Raw genomic sequence first — 21,216 nt, forward strand, 5'->3', positions numbered from 1 at the left:
GCGTTTTGAGCTTATTCCTATCTGTGATCTAAAATGCTCTTATGAAGATGCTTTTTAGAATGAAGAAGTAGTTACTAATATATTGATTTATAATGATAGTTTAATGTTCTCTCTGTTAAATGAGAAATCTAAGTATTATAAATTTTCTTATTTTAAATCTATTAAAATTACTTCTTTGCATGTCATATGAGGTTGGTATGTGCGTGTTTAAGAAAGGCGTAAAGCATTTCTCTTACCAATCATCCCAAGTGGCGTAAGAGCTATCGTAATACTTGGGGGTGGCAAAATATAGGGTGGGGCGGTTTGCATTTTTTATGAAGGGTAAGACAGTGGTGTAAATAGATTTTTATGACAAGTTTGATCTTATAGCTATCTGGGAAGATTTATTTACAAGAGCTGTCTTCTATATTGGGGATGGCATTAGATAGATCACGTGTTGTGAGATATGTTTGGGATGTAAGAGATGTTTTTTGGTTAATGTGCAAGACAGTGACACGTGTATCGGGGCGTTGTGCTTTGTATGGGGGGAAGTTCTGGCGGGCTTTTATGGCGGTAATTCGTGTGGAAAGGTATGGAGAGAAGGGTAAAGCAGTCAGAGGGTAGCAAGGTTTAAAGTCACAAGAATAAAGATCAGGGAGAAAGGTCAGAAGGCGGTTCTGATATAGACTTGCAGTGTTTTAATATATTGGAATATGAGAATACGGGCTTGCTTGATCTGTTGTATTGTGCTTTCAGCTTTGCTCTTCTTCACAGGATAAGCAATGAAATGGATATCAGGCATGAGATATTTAAGTTCACGCATCGAGCGCCATATGTGGTAATCATGGGTGACGATATAAAGGGTTTTATAGTGATGCTTTTCGATCCAAGCAGCGCTTTCTTCGGCGTTTCCTCTGGTGTTAATCGCTTGATGCCCAATGTCAATACAACAGGAGATAAGCTGTGGGTTAATATGCATGTTATGCATGAAACTCTTCAGGTTTGTTGAGGTATTTACGCCACTGATGAGGAGTCGTGAACCAAGCCCCTTTTGTAAGAGATGAAGTCCTGTCTCTATTCGGTGTTCTCCACCTGTAAGCACAATGATAGCATCGGCTTTGGGAAGAGGTGTTGGGGGGACAAGTCGTTCGGTTTTTTCAGAAAAAATAATAAAACCGCCCCAGAAAATTAAAACAATGATTGAAAGAGTAAGGGTTGTCGGTGGAAAATAGCGAAATAAAAAGCAGGGAGACCAACTATTATAGTGGGGCCGTTTTGGAAGAGGACGTTCTAAATTGTTTTGCGTCAATGAGTTGAAAGTGTTGTGAGTCATAAAATTAAAATAAACCGTTTTCACATTGATCAATTTTTTTCAGTTGCGCTAAAATAGTCATGCGGTTTGTAAGGGTGGTAAGAAAAGAAACGAAAATAATAAGAAAAATGATTTTTCCGTAGGGGATGGAACTTATGGAAAGATGTCCAAACAAAGCTGTTACTTGGCTAGCTTCTACTCTTCCCAAGTTATAATTCGTCCAGAGACAAAAGGCTGAAAATAGAAATATGCTTGTGAGACCACCATATAAAGCACCACGCAGCGCAGTTTTAAAAAAATGCCAGTCAAATTGGCGAGCAATGAAAAGAGTTTCAGTACCAAGGAAATATAAGACATTGATAATATGTGTATTTTCTGCCAATGCATTGCGGGTGGCAAAAATGATGGTGAGGATAAGAGAGCCTAAAACCAATGCTAAAATTGAAAAACCAATGAAAACAGTGGTGTGTGCCATGGTCGCAAAACGATGAACCCAAACACGGTGATCATCAAATTGACCTCCTGGAATTTGGGTTTTAATGGCGTGATTAATGGCTGCAAAATTGATTTTTTCATCTCTCTTCAGGGTCACAATGATGAGGCGGGGAAGGGGTAGTTCATTGACATTGAAGCCTGTTCCAAGCCATGGCTCCAGTAACTTTTCTGTAGCTTTTTGGTCAACAATTTTTGCATCTTGTACACCAGAAAATGTTTTAACCAATTGTACGGCATCACGGAGTGCTTTGTTGATATCAACATTGTCAATGGGGCGTATCTGTATTGTTGCTTCATAGCTAATCTGATTACTCCAATTTTCGGCGGCACGTTGGACCAAATCAACTCCGATTAAGGTGAGGCTTGAAAGAAATGTCATAATAGCAATCACGGCAACCAATGCTTTTCCAGAAATATTACCACTGGGAATAATCGCTGTTGTATTTTTTTTATTGCTGGTAAAAACGGAGAAAAATTTATTCATGAATCGTCATCCGTCCGTTATGGAGAAGCATACGCCGTGCTGCAACTTGTTCCATTAAGGCAATATCATGGGTGGCAATGATAACAGCCGTTCCAAAACGGTTTAATTCAATAAACAAACGCAGGAGGCGTTTTGCCAAGGGCGGATCGACATTTCCGGTGGGTTCATCGGCAAGTAGAATTTCAGGTTGATCAATGAGTGCGCGTGCAATGGCTACCCTTTGTTTTTCCCCACCGGAAAGAACCGGTGGTAAAACATGAATATGATCTCCAAGACCTACCCAACAGAGAAGATCTTCCACTTCACTGCGATAGGTTGCTTCTTCTTGTCCTTTAATGCGTAAAGGTAAGGAAACATTTTCATAAGTGGTCATGTGGTCGAGTAAACGAAAATCTTGAAAAACCACCCCGATACGTTGTCGCAGCGCAGGGAGCTCTTGTCGTTTGAGTAATGCTGTGTCTGTTCCAAAGAGATCAATATGACCGCGGGTGGGTTTGAGTGCTAAAAACATAAGACGCATCAGCGACGTTTTCCCTGCTCCAGAGGCACCTGTGAGAAATTGAAATGATCCAGGAGGAATATGAAAGCTAATATCACGAAGGACCTCAGGGCCCATTCCATAGCGTAGGCCGACATTTTCAAAATGAATCACTTTTTATTATTACTCCTGATTTTATATTGCATCATTTATTCTAATAACTCTTACTTTCATTGCTTTAGATTTTTGTTGTAAGCTTGTTTATTTTAGATTTCATGGTTTTCAATATTTTTTATACACCCTCGTTATAGATAAATATTTTTGCTCAAGAATATTATCACTTATACTTTCTTTTTTTAGCCTTATTTATGATTTTAGCAGGAATTTCAAAGGGATTCTAGCATAAACATCAGAACTATTTTTCCTTCTTACTCAGAGGCTTTTTTTGCATTGAGTGGACATTAGGTGATTTTAAAAAGCTATGTTGCTCTTTTTATCTTACTTTCTTATTCTTGTTCGTATCCCAATCCTGAGGTTTTTGCTTAAATTATTTCTTACCTCTCATGAAGAAAAGCGTTTGTTGTTAGAATGATTGAGCTTTTCATGAATTGTTTTGTTTTTTATTCTCCTCGGTGGTTTTCGTAATAATGCTGAGATAATTTTAGCAAAAAAAAACAAAAACCACCGTATGTTATATTTCTTCGTGGGTTCTTTAATTTTGTCGGTTAGCAATCAGATCTTCAACAACTTGTGGTTCGGCAAGAGTTGAGATATCTCCGAGAGTATCAAAATCGTTTTCGGCGATTTTTCGTAAAATACGTCTCATAATTTTTCCTGATCGCGTTTTGGGAAGCTGTGGGGCAAATTGAATTTTATCCAATATGGCAATAGAACCTATTTCTTGTCTTACATGTTTAATAAGCTCTTTTTGTAACTCTTCACTCGGCGCTGTCCCTTCCATTAAGGTGATAAAACTATAAATTCCTTGTCCTTTAATGGGATGCGGGTAACCCACAATAGCTGCTTCTGATACAGCGGGATGAGAAACAAGGGCTGATTCAATTTCAGCAGTTCCTAACCTGTGTCCCGAGACATTGAGAATGTCATCAACCCGCCCTGTAATCCAGTAATAGCCGTCACTATCGCGCCTACAACCATCGCCTGTAAAATATCTTCCTTTATAGGAGGAAAAATAAGTTTGAATAAAGCGCTCATGATCTTTATAAAGCGTGCGCATTTGTCCTGGCCATGAATCACTGATACAAAGATTGCCTTCTGCTTCACCTTCTAAAATATTGCCTTGGGCATCAACAATTTGGGGTTGAACACCAAAAAAAGGACGTGTGGCTGATCCTGCTTTAAGGGGGGTTGCACCAGGCAAGGGTGTGATCATATGCCCTCCTGTTTCTGTTTGCCACCATGTATCGAGAATCGGACAACGGTCATTTCCAACTGTATGATAAAACCATTCCCATGCTTCTGGGTTAATAGGTTCGCCTACCGTTCCTAAAAGACGTAACGACGTCCTGTTTGAGTGTTCAACAAACGAATTTCCTGCTCCCATTAAGGCGCGGATAGCTGTTGGTGCGGTATAGAGTGTATTGACTTGATGCTTGTCGACAATTTCCCAGAATCTGCCTTTGTCAGGAAAGGTTGGTGTGCCTTCAAACATTAAAGTGGTCGCACCATTGCATAAAGGTCCATAAACCAAGTAAGAATGACCGGTTATCCAACCAATATCAGCTGTGCACCAGTAAACTTCATCGGGGTGGTAATCAAAAACATATTGGTGAGTCATCGAGGCAAAAACAAGATAGCCCGCTGTGGTATGCAAAACACCTTTAGGTTTGCCGGTGGAGCCTGAAGTATAAAGAATAAAAAGCGGATCTTCAGCGTTCATTGGTTCTGGTGGACAAGCTGTTTTGGCATGAGCTATCTCTTCGTGGTACCAAAAATCACGTCCCTCTATCCATTGAATGGGTCCACAAGTCCGCCGTATAACCATGACTTGGTCCACATGCACGTTTTGGCGCGCTGCTATCTCAATAGCATGATCAACATTGTCTTTTAAGTTGATCCGTTTGCTGCCACGCAAGCCGTGATCAGCGGTAATAATGAAGGTTGATTCACAATCGACAAGGCGTCCTGCTATTGCCTCAGCAGAAAAGCCAGCAAAAATAACCGAATGAACAGCACCAATGCGGGCGCAGGCGAGCATAGCATAGGCTGCTTCGGGAATCATAGGAAGATAAATGGTTACTTTATCGCCTTTCTTAATGCCACGACTTTTCAAAAGATTGGCAAAACGACAAACATGTTCATAAAGTTCGTTATAGGTTATTTTTTTATCATGATAAGGATTATCTCCTTCCCAAATGAGCGCGATTTTGTCTCCATGGGTTTTCAGGTGGCGATCAATGCAATTATAGGTAACATTTGTTATCCCATCTTCGTACCATTGAATGGAGACATCTCCGTTAAAAGAAGTGTTTTTTACTTTTGTAAAAGGTTTAAACCATTCAATGCGTTGACCATGTTTTGCCCAGAAGCTTTCTGGATCATTAATGCTTTCTCGATACCATTGTTGATAAGTTTCCTCATCGAGTAAAGTATTTTTTTTGATCTCTTCTGATATTGGATAAATTTTTTCAGTCATGTTTCCCTCTTTTTATTGTTTGGAAAAATCTGCCTCTGTATTTTTGTATGGTTATATTTGTGGCAGAGTTTTCCCAAAAGCTTTTCATTATGAGGTTAGACTAAATGACAAAGATTAGAATAGTCAATTTTTAAATCTGATGTGATGATATTAAAGAAGGTATTCTATGTTTTTAGGATACTCAAATATAGCAAAACCTATTGCGGTATAGAGCTTTTTATAAACACACTAAGACATTTTAAAAATGTCTATTATAAAATATTTCTCAGAATTTGATATAAACCAATATAGTTAAATAAAAGACTAACAAGAAAGAATATTGAGCTTATTAATAATGATTTTTTTAGAGAATCTTTCCAACTATAAGAAATAAAATTATAATAAAAAAGATATATTAAACCAAAAAAAAATGTTGCTATAAGCGTTTCAATAATTTTAGAGATAAGATCTGTCATCACGCAATCCAAATTATAATATAATTACAAATTATAAATATCTCTGAAGTCCGTCTCAATAATAATTGTAGATAATATAATTTAGATATTTTTCGAAAAAAATTACAAATTATTAACTTCAGAGATATCTTTATAGTTGCTCTCTAAAAATTAGAACCAACACTCATGAACTTTCTGTACGAACCCTAAACCAAAACCTCCGAAGAAACCAGTCGTGGCACCAGTAAGTCCACCCATAAGTGCACCTGGACCAGTTGCAGCTCCCAATGCTGCTCCGGTTATCCCTCCTGCAACTGCATAGTCAAAACCTTGTGCATTCATGTGAGAAAGAAAAGCATTAGGACTGCATGCATTTCCATGAGTAGGTCTTGAATTGTGCGAATGACCAAAAGAAGGCTTTGTCGCCATATGACCGAATGTGTTGAATGAACCAAACATATTAATTCTCCTTAATTATCTACATCAAAAGTAGTATCATAATGATACATTTCAAATGCCTATCGCGTATTTTTAGATAAATGTCAAAGATAAACTTTAAAAATAGCAATAAAAATACTGTATAAATAATATATAAATTATGTATATATGAAATTTTTATGCTTAAAAAGATAATAATATTAATTTTAATATTTTAAAATATAAGAAATTACACCATATTTTTTCTTAATTAAATTTTAAATTTAGAAAAATTGCGTATATGAAAAGTTGAAGTTTTTCTCTTTGTTTACGAGAACGATAAAGAAATATCGTTATTGGGATCTATCTCATTGCCATTGTTTTGCCTGCATGTATTATGCGCATATGCTTGGGATTTGTTCTTTTATGTTTCAGGCGAATATTGATCGTATGTTACGCTTTGTAGAGCATAGAAAGCCTTTATGCTATCGTTGGACTTTATAGATTGCTATTCATGTTGTTTAGCGCGGTTCTTGGTGCTCTATTGGGCATTTGAGATGTTTATTTTGCTCAAGTGACTTACATGAAAGAGTTTTGTTACTGTATTATGCAGCCATAAGCCTCTTTTTGCCTGCTTTATGCCATTGGCATGTGGGGAAATTGTTTACGCGTGTTGGAGAAGTTTAAGAGAATTCGTGGTTTTTAATGGAAATCATTGCGATGATCTTATTCAATATTCTTTTGTAATTATTTATTTCGCGACAGTTTTTTCATTCATGCGCAACGCCCCTCTTATCATTTTGCCTTTATATAAGGATTTATTTTTTATATTGCTTTTGCTGGAGAGGCGGTCAGAGGGGAGGTGAAGTAGAACCAATGTGCGAGAATATGAGAGCCAAATTGCAATGCTATCTTAAATCTATTGTACGTGTTGTGGATGTGCCGGTGAGAATTTTGAGAAGACCAGCTTTTTTGCTTATTTTGCTAACAGGATGAAAGAGGGACTGAAATCTTTTTTGCTAGAATTGCTCTTTTATTGATATTGAAGGAAATATTTTTTCTCATTTCTGCTGTTTTTGGCTTGTTCGTAGAATCTTCAATGGGAATTTATATGAAGGGGGGAATGAATTTATATGAGGGGAAATTGCTTTACACAGGGCGTTTTCCAAATAAAGCAGAGCCAATGCGAAGAACGTTAGAGCCAAACTGTAGAGCGGTTTTGAAGTCACTGGACATGCCCATGGAAAGCTTTGAAAGACCTGCTTGTTTTGCTAATTTTGCTAAGAGCGCGAAATAGGGTCCGGGGTTTTCATCGACAGGGGGGATGCCCATAAGACCGATGATATCAAGTCCATAGTTGTTTTTGCATTGGTTGACAAAAGATGTCGCTTCTTGCGGTGAGATACCACTTTTTTGCGGTTCTAAGCCAATGTTAACCTGAACATAGCAAGGAAGATGCCTTTTTTGTTTTTGCATTTCTTCGGATAAAATTTTGGCTATTTTTTCACGATCAACCGTTTGAATGACATCAAAAATTTTGATAGCTTCGGCGGCTTTATTTGATTGTAGGGGACCGATGAGATGAAGTTTAATATTTTCAAATTGTTGACGTAAAGCAGTCCATTTTTGTGCCGCTTCTTGTACGCGGTTTTCTGCAAACAAAGATTGTCCTGCTTGCAAAAGGGGACGTATATCAGCGGCAGAAACAGTTTTTGAAACAGCGATAAGTTCAATTTCTTCTACAGGGCGTTGTAACTCTTGGCATATTGCTGCAATGTCTTTTTGAAGGTTTTGCCATGCTTCAATGGAAGGGGTATCGAGGGGCGTTTGTGTATTCATGTTTTTGTGCTTTACCTTTTTTGTTCAAGAGTTGGTCGTTTTTTTAAAAGTTTTATAAAATACTTAGGGAAATATTTCACGAAAATGTTGACGATGAGGTTAATCCATGGTCAAGCATAATAAAACAAGTTTTTGGTTCTGTTTTATTAAAAGAGTATAATGGGAATGACGATTGAACATTATAATATAGGCGAACGCTATAATCCACGTGCGAGAGAAAAAAAATGGCAAGAAATTTGGGATGAAAAGAAAATTTTTCAGACTCTTCAAGAAGATGCTCGTGAAAAATATTATGTTTTAGAAATGTTTCCTTATCCTTCTGGCCGTATTCACATGGGGCATGTGCGCAATTATGCCATGGGGGATGTGGTGGCACGCTATAAAAGGGCAAAGGGTTTTAATGTGCTTCATCCTATGGGCTGGGATGCTTTTGGTATGCCGGCTGAAAATGCTGCTCTGCAAAGTAAAGTGCATCCTAAAACTTGGACCTATCAGAATATTGCTGTGATGCGCGGGCAATTAAAGCAATTAGGGCTCTCACTAGATTGGACACGTGAATTTGCGACTTGTGATGTGGAATATTACCATCGTCAACAAATGTTGTTCCTTGATTTCTATCAAAAGGGTTTGGTTGCGCGTAAAGTGGCTAAGGTGAATTGGGATCCTGTTGACCACACCGTTTTGGCCAATGAACAGGTTGTTGATGGGCGGGGATGGCGTTCTGGTGCGTTGGTTGAACAACGTGAGTTGACGCAGTGGTTTTTCAAAATTAGCGACTTTAGTGAAGAGCTCTTGGCTGGGCTTGAAGAGCTGAACCAATGGCCGGAAAAAGTTCGCACCATGCAAAAAAACTGGATTGGAAAATCACAAGGTTTGCTGATTCGTTGGGCTTTAAAGGCAACAAGTGGTGTTGATGATGTTTGTGAGACATTTGATGAGGTTTTTTGTTATTCAACACGTCCTGATACACTTTTTGGCGCTTCTTTTTTAGCTCTGTCTGTTGACCATCCCATTGCACAAGCTTTGGCAAAGAAAGATAAAGCGTTGAGTGCTTTTATCGAAAACTGTCGGTGTGGTGGAACGACAACGGCAGCACTTGAAACAGCTGAAAAACAAGGATTTCTCACGCCCCTTTTGGCAGTTCATCCTTTTGATTCAACAGTACATATTCCTGTTTATATCGCGAATTTTGTGCTTATGGATTATGGAACAGGGGTTGTTTTTGGTTGTCCGGCTCATGATCAGAGAGATTTCGATTTTGCGCGCAAATATGATCTTCCAATAAAACCAGTGGTTTTGCCAAAAGGAGAGCAAGCAGAAGATTTTGTTATTACTGAAACACCTTATACGGGTGATGGGGTGATGATCAACTCCAGCTTTTTGGATGGTTTAACACCCCAACAAGCTTTTGAAGAAGCTGCTAAAAAGCTTGAAAAACAAATGCTCAATGGGCAACCGCAAGGGAAGAAAACAGTGCAATTTCGTTTGCGTGATTGGGGGATTTCACGTCAACGTTATTGGGGGTGCCCCATTCCGATGATCCATTGTACAACTTGTGGGGTTGTCCCTGTTCCACGTGCTAATTTACCGGTTGTGTTGCCTGATGATGTTACTTTTGATCAACCAGGAAATCCTCTTGCACGGCATGAAACATGGCAAAATGTTACTTGTCCTTCCTGTGGTCAACCGGCCAAACGCGAAACCGATACCATGGACACATTTGTTGACTCTTCTTGGTATTATGCACGCTTTACGGCTCCTTTTGCGCAGGAACCTGTTGATAAACAAGCAACAGCTGAATGGTTGCCTGTGCAACAATATATTGGTGGAATTGAGCACGCGATTTTGCATCTTCTTTATGCGCGCTTTTTTATGCGTGCTATGAAATTGGTCGGTCATGTGACGGTAGATGAGCCTTTTAAGGGGCTTTTTACCCAAGGGATGGTGGTGCATGAAACCTATCGAGATGATCAAGGGTGGGTTTCTCCAGCGGATATTTCCATTGTTGAAAAAGATGGAAAGCGGTGTGCTTATAAATTAACCGATCAAAGTGAAGTGACAATTGGTTCGATTGAGAAAATGTCAAAATCAAAAAAGAATGTCGTTGATCCTGATGATATTATCGCATCCTATGGCGCTGATACTGTGCGCTGGTTTGTGTTGTCAGATTCTCCCCCCGAGCGGGATGTCATTTGGACAGAATCTGGTGTTGAAGGTGCACATCGCTTTGTACAGCGTGTTTGGCGCCATGTAGCTGTGAGTGCTTCTATTTTAAAGGATGTGGCGCCTTGTGCAGGGCATCAGGGAGCAGCTTTGGAACTCTCAAAGGTTGCACATCGCACGCTTTGCGCTGTAGAAGATGATTTGGAAAAATTCGCTTTTAATCGGGCTATTGCACGCCTTTATGAATTCTTGAATATTATGGCACCGTTGTTAAATAGGATAGAAAGTGTTGACGATGAAATGAAAGCTTCTTTACGTCAAGCCATGGATTTTTTTCTTGCTATGATTGCACCAATGATGCCCCATTTAGCAGAAGAATGTCATGCTGCTTTAGGGGGAAAAAATTTAATATCTGCGCTTTCTTGGCCTGTTTATGATCGTGCGTTAACCGTTGCGGAATGCTATACTTTGCCAGTACAAATTAATGGTAAAAAACGTGGTGAGGTGAGCGTTGCAGCAACTGCTGATGAGGTGATGATTAAAGAAGCGGTTTTGGCTTTAGATTTTGTAAAGGCACAGCTGCTTGAAAAGCCTGTGAAAAAAATCATTATTGTTCCACAAAGGATTGTGAATGTCGTTCTTTAAAAGTTTTCTGCTTGTTGTTTTAGCTTGTGTCTTTACACTGTTGTGTGGATGCAAAGTTGAACCGCTTTACCGTCAAGAGTTGCAGAGTGCAATGACAATGAATTCTGCTTCTGGGCACTCTTCTGAACAATTTTCTTTGGGGTTAGCGCAAAAGCTTGCTTCTATTGTTGTGGAAGAACCTTCGGATCGTTTTGGTCAAATGGTGCGCAATCATCTGCTGTTTCTTTTGTATGGAAATGGTGGTAAACCTTCTCTACCTGCTTATCGATTGGCATTGCAGATATCCGTCTTTACAAGAGAATCGATGCAGATAGAGGTTGATTTCGAGAAAAAGAGAAAGGGACGACCTTCTGTTGGAACTGTTATGAGCAGAGCTTCTTATACTTTGCAGGATATGAAAAATACTCTTGTTGCAAAAGGAACAGCAATGATGAATGCATCTTTTGAGCGACTTCGTCAAGAATATGCAACGCTGCAAGCAGAAGAAGATGCAAAAAAACGTGTTGCGGAAGAGTTGGCTGAACAGATCTTTTTGTTACTTTCAAAAGATCTTTCCAATAAAAATTCTAGATATTAAGCAATATTTTGTCCTGTTTTTTTCCAGTCGTCGAGGAATATTTGCAACCCTTTGTCGGTGAGAGGGTGTTTGACCAGTGCTTTTAAGATTGTTGGTGGAACTGTTGCAACGTCAGCACCTCTGAGTGCTGCTTCTTTGACATGATTAACGGTGCGGATTGAAGCGGCCAAGATTTGTGTTTTAAAGTTATAGTTATCATAAATTGTGCGAATTTCATGAAGCAGTTCACTTCCATCATTTCCACAATCATCAAGTCTACCAATAAAAGGTGAAACGAATGTTGCACCTGCTTTGGCGGCTAATAAGGCTTGATTGGCAGAAAAACAAAGTGTGAGATTTGTTTTTAGTCCTGCTGCTGTGAGGGCTTTACAGGCTTTTAATCCATCGAGTGTTAAAGGAAGCTTGATACAAATATTGTCGGCAACCTTTGCTAAAACAGCTGCTTCTTTCATGATGCTTTCAAATTCCGTTGCTGCAACTTCAGCAGAAACAGGTCCGCTAACGAGAGCACAAATTTCTTTTGTAACATCAAGAATATTGCGTCCTGATTTTAGGATAAGAGAGGGATTGGTGGTAACACCATCAACAAGGCTTAAATTCTGTAACTCTTGAATTTCTTCGATATTGGCGCTATCCACAAAAAACTTCATATCTAACCTCTTCTTTTTAGCTTTTATCTTATTTTTTGTTATGCGCTATTGTTGACTGTAAAAGCAAGAGAAAGAATTAATATCTGTGTAAAGAACAAGAATGCTATGGTGTTAATCATGTACCCGTTTTCGGTAAAGAAATATGATTTATCGTTTCCACACCCATTTCATAGTGTTACTCGTGATAAGGCATAGAATTCATTGCGTATCAACATTTTTGCGTATTGGCATCTTTGCGTAGCGGTGTTTTTATATTTATGGAAATAAGCTAGCATTATCAAACACTTTGCTCATTTCCTATTTGCGATTGCTCTTGATATTTGAGAGAGCATCATAAGATACCTCCCTTTTTCAGGGGGGGACATTTAACCTCATTTTTGATAGAAGCGAATGGATTTATTTTATCGTAAAACACCATTGAAGAAGGCATGTAAATTTTACACATGAAGTGTTTTTTTATGGTCAATACATTGATTTATTCTGTGTTACCCATTCTTCAACAATACGCTTTTGTGCTACTTGTATTGTTGCTTGATTCTCAATCAAGCTGAAAGATGTACGCATGTGTTTCCACGTTTTGGCACAAAGCCAAGGTGAATATTGTAACGGTTCCATTTGCGATATTATTCTCCCTGTAATTAAAATCATGGGAGACTCTCTCATTAATAAGGATTTACAAATGTTCCTCGATGGGGTTGAAATGAGAAAAATTCATCGTATTGAGGGTTTTATTACAATAGGTAAAATGATGATTATATCTTTATAAATCAGTTTGTTGAAGATAAATTGAGATATGAGGCGGTAAAAAAATAAACGTGTGTGTTGGGAAGAAGTTACACTATGGGATAGCTTTGTTGAAGAGCGCACTTACAATATCATGTTGAATGCTTATAGTGATGAGCTTTATTTGCACAGAAGAATGGCGCTGTTTTTTTTGCTATAGAGTTTTTTATTATAGACGATGAGATTGGTTTTTTTATTGGCACTTTGGTGATGAAATGAGTATTAAAAAGAATTTTTGTGAGAAAAATGTTGTGATAGGGGGGAGAGATTGAATCCTGCAATGAATTTTATAAGAGTGTTTAAAGATAAGGTGTAGACCTGTTGGTGCTCAAGAGGTCGTAGATTGGTTTAAAAGATGCATTCAAACGTGATAGAGGAAGAGATTGTATCTGTATTGGTTCCTCTTCCTGTTGCTCACGCTTATAGTTATAAAGTTCCCTCTTCTATGGAGGTGAACGTTGGTTCCTTTGTTCGGGTTCCGGTGATGGGGCGTGAGCTTTGCGGTTTTGTTGTGGATGTTGGAGAGAAGACAGCAGATGGGCAAAGGTCTGGTTTGGTGGCGCGTGAAAAATTACGCTCTCTGCTTCATGTTTTTGATTGCCCCCCATTAAAGGCAGAAATGATCACATTTTTGCGTTTTGTTAGTCGCTATACAATGGCGCCTTTTGGTCTTGTTGCACGATTGGTTTTGTCTGTACCGGCTGCTTTAGAGCCGGAAGCGCAGATGCTGGGTTTGCGATATTGTGGTGGAAATGTAGAACGTCTCACACCAGCGCGGTCACGGGTTTTGGAATTGGTGCGCAGTGAGAAGATATGGACACGTTCTGGTCTGGCACATGCGGCTGGAACTTCGGTTTCTGTTGTTGAAGGTTTAAAAGCGCTAGGAATTTTTGAAGATGTTAAGGTTCCTGCTCCTGATCTTGTGGGCATGCCTGATCCTGATTTTTGTTCCCCTCAGTTGCAGGGAGCGCAAAATGAAGCAGCAACAATGTTGCGGGAAGGTGTTTTATCTTCTCAGTTTCAAGTTTTTTTGCTTGATGGTGTTACGGGATCAGGAAAGACAGAGGTTTATTTTGAAGCGGTCGCTCAAGCCTTCAAAGGGGGCAAGCAGGTTTTAATTTTATTGCCGGAAATTGCTTTAACACAGCAGTTTTTAGATCGTTTTTATGCACGCTTTGGAGCTGCGGCAGCGGAATGGCATTCTGATTTGACGCCACGTCGTAGAGAGCGCGTTTGGCGGCAAGTTGCAGAAGGGCGGGTGCGTGTCGTTGCGGGGGCTCGTTCAGCGCTTTTTCTTCCCTTTCATGAGCTTGGCTTGATTGTTGTCGATGAAGAACATGATAGCGCTTATAAACAAGAAGAGCGCATTTTTTACCATGCGCGTGATATGGCTGTTGCACGGGGCTCTTTTGAGCGTTTTCCTGTTATCTTATCTTCAGCAACACCGTCGATTGAAAGCCAAGCCAATGTTTTAAGAGGGCGTTATCAAAAGGTACATTTACCTTCCCGTTTTAAAGAAGTAGCACTTCCACAGTTGCGGGTGGTTGATATGCGCCAAGGAGGGGTGCAAAAGGGGCGCTTTATTTCCTTTGCTCTTGAAAGGGCTTTAAAACAAACGCTTGATAAGGGCGAACAAGTTCTTCTTTTTCTTAATCGTCGTGGTTATGCACCTTTAACTTTATGCCGAATTTGCGGACATCGTTTTCATTGTACTGATTGTTCAAGTTGGTTGGTAGAACATCGTGCGCAAGGGCAACTGAAATGTCATCATTGTGGATATCATGAACCACTTCCTCAAGCCTGTCCTGAATGCGGGACATTAGATCATCTCGTAGCTTGTGGACCGGGTGTGGAAAGAATTGCAGAAGAAACACAAATGCTTTTTCCTCAAGCGCGATCATTGATCCTTTCAACGGATCTCAAAGGAGGGATTGGGCAGTTGCGAAGCGAATTACAAGCCATTGCCAATGGCGATGTGGACATTATTATTGGAACACAGTTGGTTGCTAAAGGACATCATTTTCCCAAGCTCTCTCTGGTTGGTGTTATTGATGCTGATCTTGGTCTTGCCAATGGCGATTTACGCGCAAGTGAACGTACCTATCAGCTGCTTTCTCAAGTTACCGGAAGAGCAGGGCGTGTGGGATTGAAAAGTTTAGGATTATTGCAAACTTATCAACCAGATCATCCGGTCATCAAAGCCTTACTTGCATGCCAGCCAGAAGATTTTTACACACGTGAGATTGCAGCACGTCAGCATTATCATTTGCCCCCCTATGGGCGGCTTGCCTCTTTGATTGTTTCTGCACAACAGCGCCAAGCAGCAGAACATTATGCGCGCGCATTGCGTCAGGCAGCGCCACGGGAAAAAAATATCTCGGTTATGGGACCAGCAGAAGCGCCTTTGGCTTTGGTTCGGGGGCGTTATCGTTTTCGGCTTTTGTTGCAGGGACAGCGTTCTTTTGATATACAAGGGTTTATACATGCAATGCTTAGCGGTACACCCAAAATGCCCAGTTCCGTTCGGGTTCAAATTGATATTGATCCGCAAAGTTTTTTCTAAAACCAGTATCGCATAAAGTAAAGATCTCTTTGCTTAAGGTGCTTTACTTGAACTCTTAGTATTATTCAGAATAAGCATCCAGGCAGCAAAATATGATATATGTACATTGCATTAAGTAGAGCCACGGGAAAAAATATCTTTGTGATAGAACCAGCAGAAGCGCCTCTCTTCTTTGAGGGCGCTATCATTTCGGCTTTTACTCCTTTTTTGTGTTAGGGACAGTATTCTTTTGATAGGCGGATTCTTTTTATAAGGGCTGAAAATGCTTAGCTGTACACCAAAAGTATCCAATTCTATTCGGGTTCAAATTAATATTGATCTATGCTTCTTCTAAAATCAGTGCAATATAGTGCCATATAAAGTGAAGCTACGCGGGCTTAATGAAGGGCGTGATTTTGATAAAAAATTTGAAAAGAGAGAATTTGTCGATATTTGAAGCTTATCCGGTATGAAAAATGATATATTATCATTATAAATCAATGTGTTGTATATTTAAAGAGTGTGCTTACAAGAAAATATTACTTGGTGAAATTTTTTAAAAGGAGTGGGTATTTGAAGAAAAAAGATCAATGTTTTCTTTAATTTTTAGGAGGATATTCATTGTTTTTTTCTTTCTTATCAGTTTGAAATAATAGACTTTTTCAATCGCAGCTGCATCTCATTAAAGGTCTTGTGGTGATAAAGGGAGTGTTTTTTAGAGAAGAAGTGTTTTATTATGGTGGCAAGGGCATTTGAAGAAAAATCAAAGAGAGTGAAAAAATCGCTCAGAGAATGTCAAAAAGAGGCATAAAAAAACTGTGATGCCATCCTGTATATCTAAAAAAAATGCTTTTCAAAAATATTTTGAATATTTTATTAAAATTTTTAAAAAGCAGCGATTTGTAGTGTTGCGAGTCGGCTATGTCTATGCTAGAAACCAAGTGATTTTTGTTCTAGGTTTTAAGAAAAAGATTCTTAAGATTGAGAATGTCTGTTTCATTTCATCTGATAACTATCAGAGAGTCGCTCAAGGGAAAGAGGCGGTATTTCGTGTCGGATTCATTTTCTCTCATACCGCTGCCGTTGGTAGATCAACGCTATGCGCAAGCGCTTTTTGATTGCGTTCAAGAAGCCGGAAACGTTGAAAAGGTTGAAAAGGCAGTAGAGGATCTTTTGCTTGTTTTGGAGCATAAGGATTTAAAACGCTTTGTGCTTAGTCCATTCTTTTCAGTTAAAGAGCAAATTAAGGTGATGCAATCTGTTTGTGCAAACATCAAATTTGCTGATAAAAATGCAGGGCAGGTCATTGGTAATTTTTTACGCGTTATTGCCACAAACCGTAGGCTTAGTGCTGTATTTGGTATTTTACGTGCTTTCCAGCATTGTGTTGCACGCGCTCGTAGGCAGGTTACTGCGCAAATTGTTTCTGCGCGCCCCTTAAGTTCTCAACAAAGACAAGAGTTGTGTGAGGCTTTGGAAGGTGTTGTTGGAGGAAAAGTCTTGCTGCACATCATTGTGGATCCAACAATTCTTGGTGGATTAATCGTTCGTGTGGGGTCGTCTCAAATTGATACGTCTCTTCTCACAAAATTGTCTTCACTTAAGCTTGCATTGAAAAAAGAGGTCAGCTGATGGATATTAGACCATCTGAAATTTCAAAAATTCTAAAAGAGCAAATCAAAAACTTTGACCAAAAGGCTGAGGTTTCAGAAATTGGTTGGGTTCTCTCTGTAGGGGATGGTATTGCTCGCGTTTATGGTTTGGATAATGTCCAAGCAGGGGAAATGGTCGCTTTTCCAAACGGTGTGCGTGGTATGGCACTCAATTTGGAAGTTGATAATGTTGGTGTGGTCATTTTTGGCTCAGATCGTGATATTCGTGAAGGTGATTGTGTAAAGCGGTTAGGCGCTATCGTCGATGTTCCTGTGGGCCCCGCTTTGCTGGGACGTGTGGTTGATGCGTTGGGAAACCCTATCGATGGGAAGGGTCCCATTAAAGCAACGGAGCGTCGTCGTGTTGATGTTAAGGCGCCAGGGATTATTCCGCGTCAGTCAGTGCATGAACCGATGTCGACCGGATTGAAAGCGATTGACGCACTTATTCCTATTGGACGGGGGCAGCGTGAATTGGTGATTGGTGATCGCCAAACAGGAAAAACAGCAATTTTGCTCGATACATTTTTAAATCAAAAACCTTTTCATGAAAAAGGGGCTGGACGGGAGCAAGACAAAGTTTATTGTATTTATGTGGCTATCGGTCAAAAACGTTCGACGGTGGCACAATTCGTTAAAGTTTTAGAAGAACGTGGAGCGCTGGAATATTCTATTATTGTTGCAGCGACCGCTTCTGATCCAGCACCACTGCAATTTATTGCACCTCTTGCTGGGTGTGCTATGGGTGAGTATTTCCGTGATAATGGGCAACATGCTTTGATTGGTTATGATGACTTGTCAAAACAGGCGGTGGCGTATCGTCAAATGTCTCTTTTATTGCGTCGTCCTCCAGGTCGTGAAGCTTATCCGGGAGATGTTTTCTATCTTCATTCGCGTCTTTTAGAGCGGGCTGCGAAGTTGAATGCGGAAAATGGATCTGGGTCATTGACAGCTTTGCCGGTTATTGAAACGCAAGCAAATGATGTTTCTGCCTATATTCCTACAAATGTGATTTCGATTACTGATGGGCAAATTTTTCTAGAGACTAATTTATTTTATCAAGGAATTCGTCCTGCTGTAAATGTTGGTCTTTCTGTGTCGCGTGTTGGTTCTGCCGCACAAATTAAAGCGATGAAGCAAGTTGCTGGCTCGATTAAAGGTGAATTGGCGCAATATCGTGAAATGGCAGCTTTTGCGCAGTTTGGCTCTGATTTGGATGCGTCAACCCAGCGTCTGTTAAATCGGGGTGCGCGCTTGACAGAGCTGTTGAAGCAGCCGCAATTTTCTCCACTCAAAACAGAAGAACAGGTGGTGGTTATTTTCGCGGGTGTGAATGGCTATCTTGATGCTTTGGCGGTTTCTGATGTTGCGCGGTTTGAGCAGGGACTTTTGGTGCTTTTGCGTAGTGATTATCAAGATCTCTTAAAGGCAATTGCTGAGCAAAAGCAAATAACAGATGAGCTGAAAGATAAGTTGATAACTGTTCTTAATACTTATGCGAAAAATTTCTCGTGATGAATTGATGGAATGCTTGAATGGCTTCACTAAAAGATCTTAGAGACCGTATCGCTTCGGTTAAAGCAACACAAAAGATTACCAAAGCTATGCAAATGGTTGCAGCGGCAAGGTTGCATCGTGCTCAAGAGGCAGCGCAGTCTGCACGCCCTTATGCGAAGAGAATGGCTGATATTTTGACCAGTGTTGCTGCTGATGTAGATGGTGTTGATGTGCCTACTCTTATGCGTGGTACGGGGCGCGATGATGTGCATCTTTTGGTGGTGTGTACTGCTGAGCGCGGTTTGTGTGGTGCTTTTAACGTGCAAATTGCTCGTCGTGCACGTGAACAGATTAAGGCATTGTTGGCGGCTGATAAAATAGTAAAAATTATCACTGTGGGTAAAAAAGGCGCGGATATTTTATCGCGTGATTACAAAGGCTTGATAATTGATCATATCGATTTGCATGCTGTAAAGCGAATTGGTTTTGCAGAGGCAGTGATGATTAGTCAACGGATTGTTGATTTATTCAATGAAGGTGCTTTTGATGTTTGTACGCTGTTTTATTCTGAATTTGTTTCCGTAATTAATCAGCGTCCAACAGCTTTGGATTTGATTCCAATGGTCGCTCCAAAAGCAGCTGTTGGGGCAATAGATATTGTGGAGCAAACCGATCATAACAAAGGTTCACAATCGATTGTTTATGAATATGAACCTGATGCTGCGTCTCTTTTAGAGGCTCTTGTACCACGTAATCTTTCGGTGCAAATCTTTCGGGCTTTGCTAGAAAATGTTGCTGGTGAAATGGGCGCCAAGATGACAGCTATGGATAATGCATCGCGCAATGCGGGTGAAATGATTAGTAAATTGACGGTGGCTTATAATCGTCAACGTCAAGCACAGATTACGACAGAATTGATCGAAATTATTGCGGGCGCTGAAGCGCTTTAAATGGAGAAGGTAAGGATTGATGGTAAAAGCAGTAACCTCAAGCAAAGGAACAGAAAAAGGTGAAAAAAAGAAACCAGCTGCTCGTTCCGGCGTGAAAAAAGCCGCTTCGAAATCTCAAGTGGATGTAAAGGCTTCCTCTGTACCTGCGCGTGATGCAGCTAAAGATACACCTGTAAAAAAAGATACATCCGCAAAAAAAGAAGAGCATGCAAAAGGCGCTGTTGGTGAAATCAAGCAGATTATTGGTGCTGTCGTTGATGTGCAATTTGAAGGTGAATTGCCAAATATTCTCAACGCTTTGGAAACAGAGAATTTAGGCAATCGCTTGGTATTAGAAGTTGCGCAGCATTTGGGTGAAAATACCGTGCGTACGATTGCTATGGATACGACTGATGGTTTGATGCGGGGCCAAAAGGTTGTGGATACAGGCACACAAATTAGCGTTCCTGTAGGAGAAGCAACGTTGGGACGTATTATGAATGTGATTGGGGAACCGGTGGATAATGTGGGACCAATCGCTTCAACCAAAACACGTTCTATTCACCAAGAGGCACCTGAATATGTTGAGCAATCGACTGTTTCGGAAATTCTCGTAACCGGTATTAAAGTCGTGGATTTGTTAGCCCCTTATTCTAAAGGGGGTAAAATTGGCTTGTTTGGTGGTGCTGGTGTTGGAAAAACCGTTCTCATTATGGAGCTTATAAACAATATTGCAAAGGCACATGGTGGCTATTCTGTATTTGCTGGTGTGGGAGAACGTACACGTGAAGGAAATGATCTTTATTATGAAATGATCGAAAGCCGCGTGAATGTGAATCCAAAAGAGAATAATGGTTCAACGGAAGGGTCAAAGTGTGCCCTTGTTTACGGGCAAATGAATGAACCACCAGGAGCGCGTGCGCGTGTGGCTCTTTCAGGATTGACAATTGCGGAAAGTTTCCGTGATGAAGGACAAGATGTTCTCTTCTTTGTGGATAATATTTTCCGTTTCACGCAAGCAGGAGCTGAGGTATCTGCTCTTTTAGGGCGTATTCCTTCTGCTGTTGGGTATCAGCCTACCTTGGCAACGGATATGGGGGCGTTGCAAGAACGTATTACCAGTACAAAAACAGGCTCTATTACTTCCGTTCAGGCAATTTATGTTCCGGCAGATGACTTGACGGATCCGGCGCCGGCAGCATCTTTTGCTCATTTGGATGCAACAACTGTTCTTTCGCGCTCTATTGCGGAAAAGGGGATTTATCCAGCGGTTGATCCGCTTGACTCTTTCTCGCGTATGTTGGATCCATTGATTGTGGGGGAAGAGCATTACACTGTTGCTTGTCAAGTGCAAACCATTTTACAACGTTATAGAGCGCTTCAGGATATTATTGCTATTCTTGGAATGGATGAACTTTCTGAAGATGACAAATTGCTGGTGGGGCGGGCGCGTAAAATTGAACGTTTCCTTTCGCAACCTTTCCATGTTGCGGAAGCCTTTACTGGTTCGCCGGGGAAACTCGTTCCTTTGGAAGATACAATCAAAGGCTTTAAGGGGCTTTGTGCTGGCGATTACGATGATTTGCCAGAAGCTGCTTTTTATATGGTTGGTTCGATTGATGAAGCACTTGAAAAAGGAAAGCGTCTCATGGCAGAGGCTTCTTAGTAAGAAGCTTCTTATTCA

At 40.2% G+C, this 21,216-nt stretch carries 15 protein-coding genes; 8 read left to right on the forward strand and 7 right to left on the reverse strand.

The window, feature by feature from the left end; translation table 11 throughout:
• Positions 1–643: 643 nt before the first annotated feature.
• The 6 genes from ACFIO5_RS04120 to ACFIO5_RS04145 form a co-directional block, all read right to left on the reverse strand.
• On the reverse strand, positions 644–1,312 hold the full coding sequence (locus tag ACFIO5_RS04120; RefSeq protein ID WP_375633468.1) for a YdcF family protein: 669 nt from the start codon (positions 1,310–1,312) through the stop codon (positions 644–646).
• A gap of 4 nt (positions 1,313–1,316) precedes the next feature.
• Positions 1,317–2,270, reverse strand: a complete 954-nt coding sequence (locus ACFIO5_RS04125) for a cell division protein FtsX (protein ID WP_375633467.1) — start codon at positions 2,268–2,270, stop codon at positions 1,317–1,319.
• Entirely contained in the window at positions 2,263–2,922 is a 660-nt protein-coding gene (ftsE, locus tag ACFIO5_RS04130) for a cell division ATP-binding protein FtsE (RefSeq protein WP_273723097.1), read from the reverse strand. Before ftsE ends, ACFIO5_RS04125 begins: the two co-directional genes overlap by 8 nt.
• A 538-nt stretch (positions 2,923–3,460) precedes the next feature.
• Positions 3,461–5,404: an acetate--CoA ligase gene (gene acs, locus ACFIO5_RS04135; RefSeq protein WP_375705113.1), complete on the reverse strand. Its 1,944-nt coding sequence runs from the start codon at positions 5,402–5,404 to the stop codon at positions 3,461–3,463.
• A 605-nt stretch (positions 5,405–6,009) separates the two neighbouring features.
• Positions 6,010–6,297: a hypothetical protein gene (locus tag ACFIO5_RS04140; RefSeq protein WP_375705114.1), complete on the reverse strand. Its 288-nt coding sequence runs from the start codon at positions 6,295–6,297 to the stop codon at positions 6,010–6,012.
• Positions 6,298–7,404: 1,107 nt separating this feature from the next.
• Positions 7,405–8,094 (reverse strand): YggS family pyridoxal phosphate-dependent enzyme, encoded by a 690-nt coding sequence (locus tag ACFIO5_RS04145; RefSeq protein ID WP_375633464.1) that lies wholly within the window; start codon positions 8,092–8,094, stop codon positions 7,405–7,407.
• Between the two features lie 165 nt (positions 8,095–8,259).
• Here ACFIO5_RS04145 and leuS point away from each other — a divergent pair, with 165 nt between their 5' ends.
• Positions 8,260–10,902, forward strand: a complete 2,643-nt coding sequence (gene leuS, locus ACFIO5_RS04150; protein WP_375705115.1) for a leucine--tRNA ligase — start codon at positions 8,260–8,262, stop codon at positions 10,900–10,902.
• Positions 10,889–11,479 (forward strand): LPS assembly lipoprotein LptE, encoded by a 591-nt coding sequence (lptE, locus tag ACFIO5_RS04155; RefSeq protein WP_375633462.1) that lies wholly within the window; start codon positions 10,889–10,891, stop codon positions 11,477–11,479. Before leuS ends, lptE begins: the two co-directional genes overlap by 14 nt.
• Here the strand turns inward: lptE and fsa are convergent.
• Positions 11,476–12,129, reverse strand: coding sequence for a fructose-6-phosphate aldolase (gene fsa / locus ACFIO5_RS04160; RefSeq protein ID WP_375633461.1), 654 nt, complete (start codon positions 12,127–12,129; stop codon positions 11,476–11,478). The two genes, lptE and fsa, sit on opposite strands and share 4 nt — an antisense overlap.
• Before the next feature lie 562 nt (positions 12,130–12,691).
• On the opposite strand from fsa, the gene ACFIO5_RS04165 reads away from it, so the two are divergent.
• The 6 genes from ACFIO5_RS04165 to atpD all read left to right on the forward strand — a co-directional run bounded on the left by ACFIO5_RS04165 (position 12,692) and on the right by atpD (position 21,198).
• The gene (locus tag ACFIO5_RS04165; protein WP_375642912.1) at positions 12,692–12,895 is read left to right on the forward strand and encodes a hypothetical protein; all 204 of its coding nucleotides are present in this window, start codon (positions 12,692–12,694) and stop codon (positions 12,893–12,895) included.
• 372 nt (positions 12,896–13,267) lie between these two features.
• Positions 13,268–15,475 carry a primosomal protein N' gene (locus ACFIO5_RS04170; protein ID WP_375633459.1) on the forward strand — a complete coding sequence of 736 codons (2,208 nt, stop codon included), beginning with the start codon at positions 13,268–13,270 and terminating at the stop codon, positions 15,473–15,475.
• Positions 15,476–16,504: 1,029 nt separating this feature from the next.
• Positions 16,505–17,086 (forward strand): ATP synthase F1 subunit delta, encoded by a 582-nt coding sequence (gene atpH / locus ACFIO5_RS04175; RefSeq protein WP_375621019.1) that lies wholly within the window; start codon positions 16,505–16,507, stop codon positions 17,084–17,086.
• Positions 17,086–18,621 carry a F0F1 ATP synthase subunit alpha gene (atpA, locus tag ACFIO5_RS04180; RefSeq protein ID WP_026500438.1) on the forward strand — a complete coding sequence of 512 codons (1,536 nt, stop codon included), beginning with the start codon at positions 17,086–17,088 and terminating at the stop codon, positions 18,619–18,621. Before atpH ends, atpA begins: the two co-directional genes overlap by 1 nt.
• A gap of 20 nt (positions 18,622–18,641) precedes the next feature.
• Complete coding sequence (locus ACFIO5_RS04185; RefSeq protein ID WP_375705116.1) at positions 18,642–19,553, forward strand: F0F1 ATP synthase subunit gamma; 912 nt, start codon at positions 18,642–18,644, stop codon at positions 19,551–19,553.
• Between the two features lie 19 nt (positions 19,554–19,572).
• Positions 19,573–21,198, forward strand: a complete 1,626-nt coding sequence (atpD, locus tag ACFIO5_RS04190; protein WP_375633457.1) for a F0F1 ATP synthase subunit beta — start codon at positions 19,573–19,575, stop codon at positions 21,196–21,198.
• The last annotated feature ends 18 nt before the right edge of the window (positions 21,199–21,216 follow it).

Source organism: Bartonella sp. AA86SXKL, from assembly GCF_042196885.1.

What these genes read in the sequence shown, in the direction of transcription:
- ACFIO5_RS04140 (WP_375705114.1), bottom strand. Translation starts at nt 6,297, where the DNA reads ATGTTTGGTTCATTCAACACATTCGGTCATATGGCGACAAAGCCTTCT.
- ACFIO5_RS04165 (WP_375642912.1), top strand. Translation starts at nt 12,692, where the DNA reads ATGTGTTTCCACGTTTTGGCACAAAGCCAAGGTGAATATTGTAACGGT.
- ACFIO5_RS04185 (WP_375705116.1), top strand. Translation starts at nt 18,642, where the DNA reads ATGGCTTCACTAAAAGATCTTAGAGACCGTATCGCTTCGGTTAAAGCA.
- leuS (WP_375705115.1), top strand. Translation starts at nt 8,260, where the DNA reads ATGACGATTGAACATTATAATATAGGCGAACGCTATAATCCACGTGCG.
- ACFIO5_RS04120 (WP_375633468.1), bottom strand. Translation starts at nt 1,312, where the DNA reads ATGACTCACAACACTTTCAACTCATTGACGCAAAACAATTTAGAACGT.
- ACFIO5_RS04170 (WP_375633459.1), top strand. Translation starts at nt 13,268, where the DNA reads ATGCATTCAAACGTGATAGAGGAAGAGATTGTATCTGTATTGGTTCCT.
- fsa (WP_375633461.1), bottom strand. Translation starts at nt 12,129, where the DNA reads ATGAAGTTTTTTGTGGATAGCGCCAATATCGAAGAAATTCAAGAGTTA.
- ACFIO5_RS04125 (WP_375633467.1), bottom strand. Translation starts at nt 2,270, where the DNA reads ATGAATAAATTTTTCTCCGTTTTTACCAGCAATAAAAAAAATACAACA.
- atpA (WP_026500438.1), top strand. Translation starts at nt 17,086, where the DNA reads ATGGATATTAGACCATCTGAAATTTCAAAAATTCTAAAAGAGCAAATC.
- lptE (WP_375633462.1), top strand. Translation starts at nt 10,889, where the DNA reads ATGTCGTTCTTTAAAAGTTTTCTGCTTGTTGTTTTAGCTTGTGTCTTT.
- acs (WP_375705113.1), bottom strand. Translation starts at nt 5,404, where the DNA reads ATGACTGAAAAAATTTATCCAATATCAGAAGAGATCAAAAAAAATACT.
- ACFIO5_RS04145 (WP_375633464.1), bottom strand. Translation starts at nt 8,094, where the DNA reads ATGAATACACAAACGCCCCTCGATACCCCTTCCATTGAAGCATGGCAA.
- atpD (WP_375633457.1), top strand. Translation starts at nt 19,573, where the DNA reads ATGGTAAAAGCAGTAACCTCAAGCAAAGGAACAGAAAAAGGTGAAAAA.